Source organism: Streptomyces sp. WAC05292 (assembly GCF_003949955.1).
Classification (GTDB): domain Bacteria; phylum Actinomycetota; class Actinomycetes; order Streptomycetales; family Streptomycetaceae; genus Streptomyces; species Streptomyces globosus.
The window spans coordinates 1-10,937 of the sequence record NZ_RPSE01000201.1 but is presented as its reverse complement, the minus strand read 5'-3'; the positions used below and the strand labels follow the sequence as shown (position 1 = coordinate 10,937).

The 10,937-nt window shown below is 76.1% G+C and carries 9 protein-coding genes; 5 read left to right on the top strand and 4 right to left on the bottom strand.

Annotated features, from left to right (window positions below; translation table 11 throughout):
- Window positions 1-289: 289 nt before the first annotated feature.
- Window positions 290-2,524 carry an acetate--CoA ligase family protein gene (locus tag EF903_RS20295; RefSeq protein ID WP_125545185.1) on the top strand — a complete coding sequence of 745 codons (2,235 nt, stop codon included), beginning with the start codon at window positions 290-292 and terminating at the stop codon, window positions 2,522-2,524.
- Between the two features lie 143 nt (window positions 2,525-2,667).
- On the top strand, window positions 2,668-3,399 hold the full coding sequence (locus tag EF903_RS20290) for an enoyl-CoA hydratase-related protein (protein ID WP_312845947.1): 732 nt from the start codon (window positions 2,668-2,670) through the stop codon (window positions 3,397-3,399).
- 70 nt (window positions 3,400-3,469) lie between these two features.
- Here the strand turns inward: EF903_RS20290 and EF903_RS20285 are convergent, their stop codons facing one another.
- Window positions 3,470-4,267: a VOC family protein gene (locus tag EF903_RS20285; protein ID WP_125545181.1), complete on the bottom strand. Its 798-nt coding sequence runs from the start codon at window positions 4,265-4,267 to the stop codon at window positions 3,470-3,472.
- 255 nt (window positions 4,268-4,522) lie between these two features.
- Here EF903_RS20285 and EF903_RS20280 point away from each other — a divergent pair, with 255 nt between their 5' ends.
- Window positions 4,523-5,134: a flavin reductase family protein gene (locus EF903_RS20280; RefSeq protein WP_125545189.1), complete on the top strand. Its 612-nt coding sequence runs from the start codon at window positions 4,523-4,525 to the stop codon at window positions 5,132-5,134.
- A gap of 76 nt (window positions 5,135-5,210) precedes the next feature.
- Here EF903_RS20280 and EF903_RS20275 read toward each other — a convergent pair whose 3' ends face one another.
- From EF903_RS20275 to EF903_RS20265, 3 genes are read right to left on the bottom strand one after another with little or no spacing between them, the layout of a single operon-like run.
- Window positions 5,211-6,275, bottom strand: coding sequence for a Zn-dependent alcohol dehydrogenase (locus EF903_RS20275; protein WP_125545179.1), 1,065 nt, complete (start codon window positions 6,273-6,275; stop codon window positions 5,211-5,213).
- Window positions 6,276-6,279: 4 nt separating this feature from the next.
- Entirely contained in the window at window positions 6,280-7,542 is a 1,263-nt protein-coding gene (locus EF903_RS20270; RefSeq protein ID WP_125545177.1) for an acyl-CoA dehydrogenase family protein, read from the bottom strand.
- A gap of 13 nt (window positions 7,543-7,555) precedes the next feature.
- Complete coding sequence (locus tag EF903_RS20265) at window positions 7,556-8,482, bottom strand: SDR family NAD(P)-dependent oxidoreductase (RefSeq protein ID WP_125545175.1); 927 nt, start codon at window positions 8,480-8,482, stop codon at window positions 7,556-7,558.
- A 107-nt stretch (window positions 8,483-8,589) separates the two neighbouring features.
- Here EF903_RS20265 and EF903_RS20260 point away from each other — a divergent pair, with 107 nt between their 5' ends.
- Window positions 8,590-9,516 carry a cyclase family protein gene (locus EF903_RS20260; protein ID WP_125545187.1) on the top strand — a complete coding sequence of 309 codons (927 nt, stop codon included), beginning with the start codon at window positions 8,590-8,592 and terminating at the stop codon, window positions 9,514-9,516.
- 248 nt (window positions 9,517-9,764) lie between these two features.
- A partial coding sequence (locus tag EF903_RS20255) for a sensor histidine kinase (protein WP_148142546.1) occupies window positions 9,765-10,937 on the top strand: 1,173 nt, incomplete at its 3' end.

The following is a 10,937-nucleotide window of genomic DNA, read 5'->3' as shown; positions in this document are numbered from 1 at the left end:
GTGGAACGCTCCCAGACCGCGAACGGCCGGTCCAGGCCCCGATTCGGCCGAGCTTCACGGCGCCGGCACGCCCCCGGTCCGCCGCCCCCGACCCGCCGCCCGGAGCCCGCCGCCGTGAAGCTCGGCCGAATCGGGGCCTGGACCGGCCGTTCGCGGTCTGGGAGCGTTCCACACACCACCTCCACCACCTTTCGCGCGCAGCAGTGTTCCTGACGGCTCGTCAGTTCAGTAGTCTGAATCTGATTACTCGTCAGTTACCGGGTCCCATCGAGCAGGAGCGGGCGAAGCGATGCTTGGATCTACTCACGGCACCCTCACCACCGACCTCCGCGCGCGCGTCGAGGCCTGCGGGGAGACCCCCCGGGCGGCCGTCCACTGCACCGCCCCCGCGTCCGCCGGGGACGCCGTCCCCCTCGATGTCAGCGGCCGGCCGCTGCACGCCGACGTGCCGGACCTGGACCGCCTCTTCCGGCCCGAATCCGTCGCCGTCGTCGGCGCCTCCGACACCGAGGGCCGCCCGGCCGCCGGGATCACCCGCCGGCTCATCGCCTGGGCCGAGCGCGTCGGCGCCCGCATCCACCCCGTCCACCCGGCCCGCTCCGCGGTCTACGGGCTCCCCTGCCACCCGGCAGTCGGCTCCCTGCCCGAACAGGTGGACCTCGCCGTGCTGCTCGTCGCCGATCCGCTGCCCGTCATCGAGGAGCTGGCCGAAGCCAAGGTGAAGTTCGCCGTCGCCTTCGCCTCCGGCTTCGCCGAGACCGGCGCCGAGGGCGCCGCCGCCCAGGACGGTCTCGCCGCCGCGGTGCGCCGCTCCGGCCTGCGCCTGCTGGGGCCCAACACCAACCTCAACGCCTTCGAGGAGTTCCGCGAAGACCTGGAGGGCCCGGCGATCGCCCTGATCACCCAGTCCGGGCATCAGGGGCGCCCCGTGTACGCCCTCCAGGAGCTCGGCATCCGGCTGTCGCACTGGGCGCCCACCGGCAACGAGGCCGACCTGGAGACCGCCGACTTCCTCTCCTACTTCGCCGAGCGCCCCGAGGTCGGCGCCATCGCCGCCTACGTGGAGGGCCTCAAGGACGGCCGCTCCTTCCTGCTGGCCGCCGACCGGGCCGCCCGCAACAAGGTCCCCGTCGTCGCCGTCAAGGTGGGCCGCACCGAGACCGGTGCCCGGACGGCCGCCTCGCACACCGGGAAGCTCACCGGCGCGGACGACGTCGTCGACGCCGCCATGCGCCAGTTCGGCGTCATCCGCGTCGACGGCCTCGACGAACTCCAGGACACCGCCGCCCTCCTCGCCCGGGCCAAGCCGCCCACCGCCGACGGCGTCGCCGTCTACTCCATCTCCGGCGGCACCGGCGCCCACTTCGCCGACCTGGCCGCCGCGGCCGGACTGCGCCTGCCGACCCTCCCGCAGGCCCGGCAGGACGAGCTGCACCAGTGGATACCGGCGTACCTGAGCACCGCCAACCCGATCGACAACGGCGGCCACCCCGTCGGCGACGAGCGCGGCCGGAAGATCATCGACGCGATCCTCGCCGACCCGTCCGTCGGGGTGCTCGTCTGCCCGATCACCGGGCCGTTCCCCCCGCTGAGCGACCGCCTCGTCCGGGACCTCGTCGACGCCGCCGAACACACCGACAAGCAGATCTGCGTCGTGTGGGGCTCCCCCGTCGGCACCGAGGACGCCTACCGCACCACCCTCCTCGGCTCCTCCCGCGTCGCCACCTTCCGCACCTTCGGCAACTGCATCACCGCCGTGCGCGCCTACCTCGACCACCACCGCTTCACCGCCCGCTACCGCTCACCCTTCGCCGACGCCCCCCGCACCCCCTCCCCCTCGTACCGCAAGGCGCAGGCTCTGATGCGGCCCGGCGAGCAGCTCAGCGAGCACGCCGCCAAGCAGCTGCTGCGGGCGTACGGGATCCGCGTGCCGCGCGAGCAGCTCGTGACGAGCGCGGCGGCCGCGGTGCGGGCGGCCGGGCTGGTCGGCTACCCGGTCGTCATGAAGGCGTCGGGCCCGCAGCTCGCGCACAAGACGGAGCTGGGCCTGGTGAAGATCGGGCTGACCTCGGCGAGCCAGGTCCGGGACGCCTACCGGGAGCTGACGGACATCGCGCGCTACGAGGACGCCCCGCTGGACGGCGTCCTCGTCTGCCAGATGGTGCAGCGCGGCGTGGAGATGGTCGTCGGCGTCGCCCGGGACGCGCTGTTCGGGCCGACGGTGACGGTCGGGCTGGGCGGCGTCCTCGTCGAGGTGCTGCACGACGCGGCGGTACGGGTGCCGCCGTTCGGCGAGGACCAGGCGCGCGCCATGCTCGCCGAGCTGCGCGGACGGGCCCTGCTCGACGGGGTCCGCGGGGCGCCGCCCGCCGACACCGACGCGCTCGTCGAGGTCGTGCTGCGGGTGCAGCGGATGGCGATGGAGCTGGACGGGGTCCTGTCGGAGCTCGACATCAACCCGCTGATGGTGCTCCCGCGCGGGCAGGGCGCGGTGGCGCTGGACGCGCTGGCCGTGTGCCGGTGACCGCCCCCGGGGAAGCGGAGCCGAGCGACGTGGGTGGATCCCCCCGGGCCGCCGGGCCCGCCGCCGAGCGCCCGCTGGACGAGCAGGTGCTGCACCGCACCGAGAACGGGGTCTCCTGGATCACCCTCAACCGGCCCGAGGCGATGAACGCCGTCACGTGGGAGCAGCGCGAGCGCGTCATCGCGCTGCTCGACGCCGCCTCCGCCGACCGCGGTGTGCGGGCCGTCGTCCTCACCTCCGCCGGCCGCGGGTTCTGCGCGGGCGCCGATCTGCGGGCGGGGCCGCGTGCGGGCGGCGGGGGCGGGCAGCGGGTCGCCGGCGACGTGGCGCGGATGATCCGGCAGGGGGCGCAGCGGCTGGTCACCGCGGTGCTCGACTGCGAGAAGCCGGTGGTCGCCGCCGTGGGCGGGACGGCGGCGGGGATCGGCGCGCACCTGGCGTTCGCGTGCGACCTGGTGGTGGCGGCCGAGTCGGCCCGCTTCGTGGAGGTGTTCGTACGCCGCGGCCTGGTCCCCGACGGCGGGGGCGCCTACCTGCTGCCGCGGCTGGTGGGACCGCAGCGGGCCAAGGAGCTGATGTTCTTCGGGGACGCCGTCCCCGCCGCCGACGCGGCCCGGCTCGGGCTGGTCAACCGGGTCGTGCCCGACGGCGAGGTGGAGCGGTGCGCCCGGGAGTGGGCCGAGCGCCTCGCGCAGGGGCCGACGCGGGCCATCGCCCTGGCGAAGCAGCTGGTGAACGCCTCGCTGGACGGGGACCGGGCGACGGCCCTGGCCGCGGAGGCCGCCGCGCAGGAGATCAACATGGCGACGGCAGACGCGGCCGAGGGCGTGGCGGGCTTCGTGGAGCGCCGGACGCCGAGGTTCCGCGGCCGCTGACCGGGCCGTGCCCGCGGCGGGGCCCGCGGCGGGGGCCCGCGGCGGCGGGCAGTGGCCGCCGGGCCCGCTGCTACATCTGCGGGTCGGGCCTGAGCAGGGCGAACACCGCCCCGAAGGGGTCCGCCAGCCAGGCGATGCGGCCGACGTCCGGGACGTCCACCGGCGGCATGAGGGTGCTCCCGCCGGCGCGGTCGGCCGCCGCGGCGGTGGCGTCGGCGTCCGCGACGTGGAAGTAGGGCACCCAGCGGGGCCGCTCGCCGCCCTGGTCGCCGCCGGCCGCGTCGCCCATGGGGGCGACCCCGCCGAAGGACGCCTGCTCCTGGTCGCCGTCGCGGACGCTCAGCACCCGGTACGTCATCCCGGGCGTCCGCATCTCGCGGCTGCGCCAGCCGAAGACGCCCCCGTAGAAGTCGAGGGCGGCGAGCGGGTCGGGCACGTGCAGTTCGGCCCACAGCAGGCTGTTCTCGGCGGACGCCACCTCCAGGCCGCCGGTCTTGCCGGGCTCCCAGAGGGCGAACTGGGCGCCCTGCGGGTCGGTGGCCTGGGCGAGCCACCCCTCGCCCATGACGTCCATGGGCTCCATGCGGATGTGGCCGCCGCCGTCGCGGATCGCGCGGACGGTGTCCTGGATGTCGTCGGCCATGAAGTGGACCATCCAGGCGGAGGACGCGCCCTCCTCGGTCAGGGGGCCGATGGCGGCGACGGTCCTGCCGCCGATGCGGAAGAACCCGTAGCCGCCGGCCTCCGCGGGGCCCGGCTCGTAGTCCCAGCCGAAGACGCGGCCGTAGAACGCGCCGGCCGCGGCGGTGTCGGGGCTGCCGAGGTCGAGCCAGTTCGGTGAGCCATGGGTGAAGTCGGTTCCGAGCACGGTTCCTCCTGCGGGTGCGGCACGGTTCGCGGACGGGTCGGGACGGGGGGGCGGACGGCCGGGGACGGGTCCGGGGCCACCTTGCCGAGCGGCCGCGGCGCACCCGACCCGCCGGGCGGGCCCGCCGGCCCGGTTCACCCGTACGGCGGACACCGCGCGGGCCGGGCCCCGGGCGGTGCGGGGCATCCCGGGTCCGCACCCCTTCCTATCTGACGAACCGTCAGCTTCAATCGTCGTGTGATGGGACACGCAGGGATGGCGGCCACCGTCGTCCGATACCTCAGGTCCGCGGGCTCCGCCTCCGCCCCCGCCTCCGCCCCCGCGCGCGAGCCGTCGGCGCTGCCCCGCGCCGACCTGCGGGCCGTCGGCGCGGACGAGCGCGCGCCCGTCGCGCCCGCCGAGTTCCGGGCCGTCCTCGGGCACTTCGCCAGCGGGGTGACCGTCGTGACCGCCCCGGCGGACCAGGACGGCACCCCCGCCGGGTTCGCCTGCCAGTCCTTCGCCTCGCTCTCCCTCGACCCGCCGCTCGTCGCCTTCATGGTGGCGCGGACGTCGGCGACCTGGCCGCGGATCGCCCGCGCCGGGGTGTTCTGCGTCAACGTCCTCGGCGAGCGGCAGGGCGGACTGTGCCGGCGGTTCGCGGTCAGCGGCGGCGACAAGTTCGCCGGCGCCGCACACACGCCCGCACCCGCGACCGGCTCGCCGCTCCTCGCCGGCGTCCCCGCCTGGATCGACTGCCGCGTCCACGCCGTGCACACCGGCGGCGACCACCTGATCGTCGTCGGCCGGGTCGAAGCGCTCGGCGCACCCGGCGGGGACGGCCCGCTGCTCTTCCACCGGGGCCGCTTCGGCCGCTTCACCGCCTGACGCCCGCGCACCGCGCCCGCGCCCCGGCCCGCCGCCCGGGCGGAGGCGGCGGGCCGGGGGCGCGACGGGCCCCGCGTCAGAACGTGAGGACGGCGCGGGCCACGCGCCCGTGCCGGGCGTCGTCCGCGGCCTTGGCGAAGTCCTCCACCGGGTAGGCCGCGCTCACCAGCTCGTCCAGGAGCAGCCGGCCCTGCCGGTAGAGGTCGGCGTAGAGGGCGATGTCGCGCTGGGGGCGGGAGGACCCGTACCGGCAGCCCATGATCGTCTTGTCGAGGTACATCGACGACACCCTGAAGGACGCCTCCGCGCCGGCCGGCGGCACCCCGAGCAGGACGGCCTGCCCGTGCCGGTCCAGCAGGTCGACGGCCTGCCGGATCAGGCGGACGTCGCCGACGCACTCGAAGGCGTGGTCCGCGCCGGTCGGCAGGATCTCCCGCACGGCGGCCTCGGCGCCGCCGGCGGAGGCGTCGACGAAGTGCGTGGCGCCGAAGAGCCGGGCCGCCGCCTCCTTCGCCGGGTTCGCGTCGACGGCGACCGCGGTCCGCGCCCCGGCGAGCCGGGCACCCTGGAGGACGTTGAGCCCGATCCCGCCGGCGCCGATGACGACGACCGTCTCGCCGTGCCCGACGCGCGCCCGGTTGAGGACGGCACCGACCCCCGTCAGGACGCCGCAGCCGATCAGGGCCGCCGAGGTCGGCGGCACCTCCCGCGGGATCCGCACCGCCTGCACCGCCCGCACCACCGTGCGCTCCGCGAAGGCGGAGTTCGACGCGAACTGGTGGAGCGGCTTCCCGGCCCGGCTGAACGGCCGTCCCGGCATCCCGATCGCCTTGCGGCACATCGTCGGCCGGCCCCGGTCGCAGTCCGCGCAGGCCCCGCAGTTGGCGAGGGTGGACAGGGCGACATGGTCCCCGGGCGCCACGTGCGTCACACCGGCCCCGACGGCCTCGACGACGCCCGCGCCCTCGTGCCCCAGCACCACCGGCCGCGGGAAGGGGATCGTCCCGTCGACCACCGACAGGTCGCTGTGGCACAGCCCGGCCGCGGCCACCGCGACGAGCACCTCCCCCGGACCGGGACCGCGGACCTCCAGGTCGTCGACGACCCGGACCTCCCTGCCGTCGAATACGACGCCCCTCATGCGTTCACCGTGCCTCTCCGGGCAGGCCGAGCACCCGCTCGGCGATGATGTTCCGCTGGATCTCGTCCGAGCCGCCGTAGATCGTGTCGGCCCGGCTGAACAGGAACAGCCGCTGGTCCTCCCCGAGCCCCTGCTCGTACGGGAGCCCGGGCGCCCACGGCACCGTCCCGGCCGCGGCCGCCGCGCCGCGGACCGCCACCGCGAGCTCCCCGAGCCGGCGGTGCCAGCCGCCCCACAGGAGCTTCGCGACGCTGGGCGCGCCCGGATCGGCGGGGGCGCGCCCGGAGGAGGACGCGGCGGCGGCCAGGGTGCGCAGGGCGTGCCAGCGCATCGTGCGCAGCTCGGCCCACTGCCGTACGAGCCGGTCGTGCAGGACGGGATCGGCGCCGCCGACCGCGCCGCCGCCGTCCGCGGGGCCGGCGGGGCCGGTGCGGGCGGCGTACGCGGCGAGGACGCGGTCGAGTTCGGCGGCGAAGCCGATCTGCTGGACCAGGGTGGACACACCGCGCTCCAGCGCGAGGAGGCCGGTGGCGACGGCCCAGCCGTTGCCCTCGCCGCCGACGACCGCCGCGGCGACGGCCCCGTCGAACCAGACCTCGTTGAACTCGGCGGTCCCCGGCATCTGCCGGATCGGCCGCACCTCGACGCGGCCCGGCTGGTCCATCCGTACGAGGAGGAACGACAGGCCCCGGCGGCGCCGGGAAGCCGGGTCGGTGCGGGCGAGGACGAAGCACCAGTCGGCGTCCCGTGCGAGGGAGGTCCAGGTCTTCTGGCCGGTGACCCGCCACAGTCCGTCGGCGGGGTCGCGGACGGCCGAGGTCCGCACCCCGGCGAGGTCGGAGCCGGCGCCGGGCTCGCTGTAGCCCTGGCACCACAGCTCCTCGCCGCGGGCGATGCCGGGCAGGAAGCGGTCCTGCTGCTCGCGGGTGCCGTACGCGACGAGGGTGGGGGCGAGGAGGTTCTCGCCGATGTGGCCGACCCGGGCGGGAGCGCGGTGGGCGGCGTACTCCTCGGCCCACACGACCTGCCCGGTGAGGGAGAGCCTCTGCTGCCCGTACCTCCCGGCGGGCAGGTCCCAGCCCTGGCCGATCCAGCCGCCGCGGCCCAGCTCGCGCTCCCAGGCGCGGCGGGCCGCCACCTCTTCGTGCTCGCTGCCGGGCCCGCCGAGGCCGGCGGCGCGTGCGCACGGGCCCACCAGGTGTCCGGTGAGCCAGGCGCGGGCGCGGGCGCGCAGGGCGTCGTCGGCGGCGCCGAAGGCGAAGTCCACGGTCCGGCCTCCTCTACGGGCGGGCGTTGGGGCGTTCCCCCGCGGCCGCCGCCCTGGCCATGGCGTCGAGCCGGTCGAGCATCGGCATGGGGTCGGTGCCGACGGTCCCGGGGAGGAAGTCGGCGATGCGCTGCGGGGTCCAGGGGCCCTCGGCGTAGCCGGCGCGCAGTTCGCGGGGCTGCGCCCAGACGGCGATCTTGGGGCCGGCGACGGTGTAGACCTGGCCGGTGATGCGCTCCCCGCCGGCGGCGACGGCCTTGTCGCTGAGGAGGTAGGTGACGAGCGCGGCGACGTCCTCCGGCTCGCCGATCTCCTTGAGCTCCATGGGGACGTTCGCGGACATGCGGGTGCGGGCGACGGGGGCGACGGCGTTGGCGGTGATGCCGTACTTGTGCAGGCCGAGCGCGGCGGACCGGACGAGGGAGATGACGCCGCCCTTGGCGGCGCTGTAGTTGGCCTGGGCGACGGAGCCCTGGTGGTTGCCGCTGGTGAAGCCGATGAGGGTGCCGGAGCCCTGGCGGCGCATGACGGCGGAGGCGGCGCGGAAGACGGTGAAGGTGCCCTTGAGGTGGGTGGCGATGACCGGGTCCCACTCCTCCTCGGACATGTTGAAGAGCATCCGCTCGCGGAGGATCCCGGCGACGCAGACCGCCCCGTCGATGCGGCCGTAGCGGGCGAGGGCGGTGTCGACGAGGCGCCGGCCGCCGTCCATGGTGGAGATGTCGTCGGTGACGGCGACCGCCTCGCCGCCCGCGGCCTGTATCTCCTTGACGACCGCTTCGGCGACCTCGCCGGTCGGGTCGCCGCCGGCGATGCCGACGCCGCGGTCCCCGACGACGACCTTGGCGCCCTCGGCGGCAGCGGAGAGGGCGACGGCGCGGCCGATGCCGCGCCCGGCGCCCGTGACGGCCACGACCTTGCCTGCCAAGAAGTTCCCCACGCCGGACCCCTTCCCGCGGTTTCTGACGGACCGTTAGATTTTATGGGCAGCCGGACACGGGTGCACAAGCCCCCGTGACCCCCCGTCGCGAGGAGCTGATGAGGACCATGGCCCTGCCCGCCGAGTTCCACGAGATCGCCAAGCGCGTCAACAACTGGGGCCGCTGGGGCGCCGACGACGAGAAGGGCACCCTGAACCTGATCACGGACGAGGTCGTGCGCGCGGCGGCCGCCGAGATCCGCACCGGCCGGCGCGTCCCGCTCGCACTCCCGCTGAAGGAGGACGGCGTCCAGGCGGGCCTGATCCCCGGCCGGATCAACCCGCTGCACACGATGGTGCAGATCAACCAGGAGCTGTTCGGGCCCGGCGGCGTGGCGTGCAGCGACGACACCGTGACGATGGGCCTCCAGGCCGGCACCCACTGGGACGCCCTCAGCCACGTCTCACACTCCGGCCGCATCTACAACGGCCGCCCCGCCGACACCATCACCGCGCACGGCCGGGCGCGGTTCAGCGGCATCGACAAGGCCGGCCCGGTCGTCTCCCGCGGCATCCTGCTGGACGTGGCCCGCGCCAAGGGCGTGGACCGCCTGCCGGGCGGGCACGCGGTGACCCCGGAGGACCTGGCGGAGGCGGAGGCGCTCGCCGGCACCGCGGTCCGCCCCGGCGACATCGTCCTCGTCCGCACCGGCCAGATCGCCCTCTGCCTGGCCGGCGACCGCCACGGCTACGCCTTCCCCTCCCCGGGCCTGTCGATCCGCACCGCGGAGTGGTTCCACGCCCGCGACGTGGCGGCCGTCGCCAACGACACCCTGACCTTCGAGGTCTTCCCCCCGGAGACCGACGACCTCTGGCTCCCGGTCCACGCCCTGCACCTGGTCGAGATGGGCATGCACCAGGGCCAGAACTGGAACCTGGAAGAACTGTCCACAGCCTGTGCAGAAGCGCGCCGGTACGCCTTCCTCCTCGCCGCGGTCCCGGAGCCGTTCACGGGCGCGGTGGGCTCCCCGGTCGCCCCGGTCGCGGTCCTCTGACGGGCCGGCAGTCGCGCGGGCGGTTCGAGCCCGGGATTGCCGGCGCCGCCGGGAGGGCGTCAGCTCGCCTTGGGGGCGAGCTTTGCGATCTGCTGGTGAGAGACGTGCAGCATGGCACCCGCGTCCCTCACGGTGACCGTCTTGGTGAGTTCGACCGCTGCTGCAACCAAGGCCCCCTCCGCCGTCCACCCACGGGATGCATCCCGTGGGCCGACGGCCCGGCCCCGCACGGTCGTTAGGGTCGGGGCATGGAGACCTCATCAGCGGAGGGCGGCGGAACACGGGCCGCGCGGTCGGCGTGGCGGACCGCCGCCCTGTGGGGCGGCGCCGGGCTCGCCACGCTCGTCCTCCTCAACCTCGTCCTGCGCGTCCCCCTCGGTGTGGGCGACCGCATCGCCGAACCCGGCGTGCTGCTCGCCGCCGTCTCCTTTCTCGTGGCCGCGCTCACCGTGCGGCGGGCGCCGCTCGCGACGCTCGCGCTGATGCTCGCCTCCGACGTCGGCGTGGCCTTCCTCCACCCCACCCCGGCCCTCACGTCCGTCCCCGTACTGGCGGCCGCCGGCGCGCTCGGCCGGGTCGCCGCGGCCCGGCCCCGGCGGACCGCGCTCGCCGCGGTCGGCGCGACCGTCCTCGTCGTCCTCCTCGTCCAGGCGGCCCGGCCCGTCGAGGCCGGCCCGGCCGTCGTGCTCGCCCAGGGGCAGCTGCCCGTCGTCGTGCTCGCCTGGCTGATCGGGGACTCCGTCCGCCGCAGCCGCGAGGCCGCCGCGCAGGCGCACGCCGCCGCCACCGAGCAGGCGCTCACCGACGAACGGCTGCGCATAGCCCGCGAGCTGCACGACATGGTCGCCCACAGCATCGGCATCGTCGCCATCCAGGCCGGCGTCGGCAGCCGCGTCATCGACACCCGGCCCGACCAGGCCCGCGAAGCCCTCCAGGCGATCGAGGCGACCAGCCGGGAGACCCTTTCGAGCCTGCGCCGCACCCTCGTCGCGCTGCGCCGCGGCGGGCCCGCCCCGCTCGCGCCCGCGCCCGGCCTCGACGGGCTGGAGCGGCTCGCCGCCACCACCGCCGGCGACACCGGACTACGCATCGACGTGGCCGTGTCGGGGCAGCGGCGGCCCCTGCCGCAGGACGTCGAACTCGCCGCCTACCGCATCGTCCAGGAGGCGCTCACCAACACCGTCCGGCACGCCCGCGCCCGCCGCTGCCGTGTCGGAGTCGCGTACGGGGACGGGGCGCTCGCCCTCGACATCACCGACGACGGCCGCGGCAGCCCCGCCCAGGACGGCGGCAGCGGCTTCGGCATCACCGGCATGCGCGAGCGGGCCGCCCTCCTCGGCGGCAGCCTCGACGCCGGCCCGCGGCCCGCCGGCGGGTTCCGGGTCGCCGCCGTGCTCCCGCTGCCCGCCACCGCCTCCACC

Coding starts and splice junctions, on each gene's coding strand:
- EF903_RS20295 (WP_125545185.1), top strand. CDS start 290: ATGCTTGGATCTACTCACGGCACCCTCACCACCGACCTCCGCGCGCGC.
- EF903_RS20290 (WP_312845947.1), top strand. CDS start 2,668: ATGAACGCCGTCACGTGGGAGCAGCGCGAGCGCGTCATCGCGCTGCTC.
- EF903_RS20280 (WP_125545189.1), top strand. CDS start 4,523: ATGGCGGCCACCGTCGTCCGATACCTCAGGTCCGCGGGCTCCGCCTCC.
- EF903_RS20275 (WP_125545179.1), bottom strand. CDS start 6,275: ATGAGGGGCGTCGTATTCGACGGCAGGGAGGTCCGGGTCGTCGACGAC.
- EF903_RS20260 (WP_125545187.1), top strand. CDS start 8,590: ATGGCCCTGCCCGCCGAGTTCCACGAGATCGCCAAGCGCGTCAACAAC.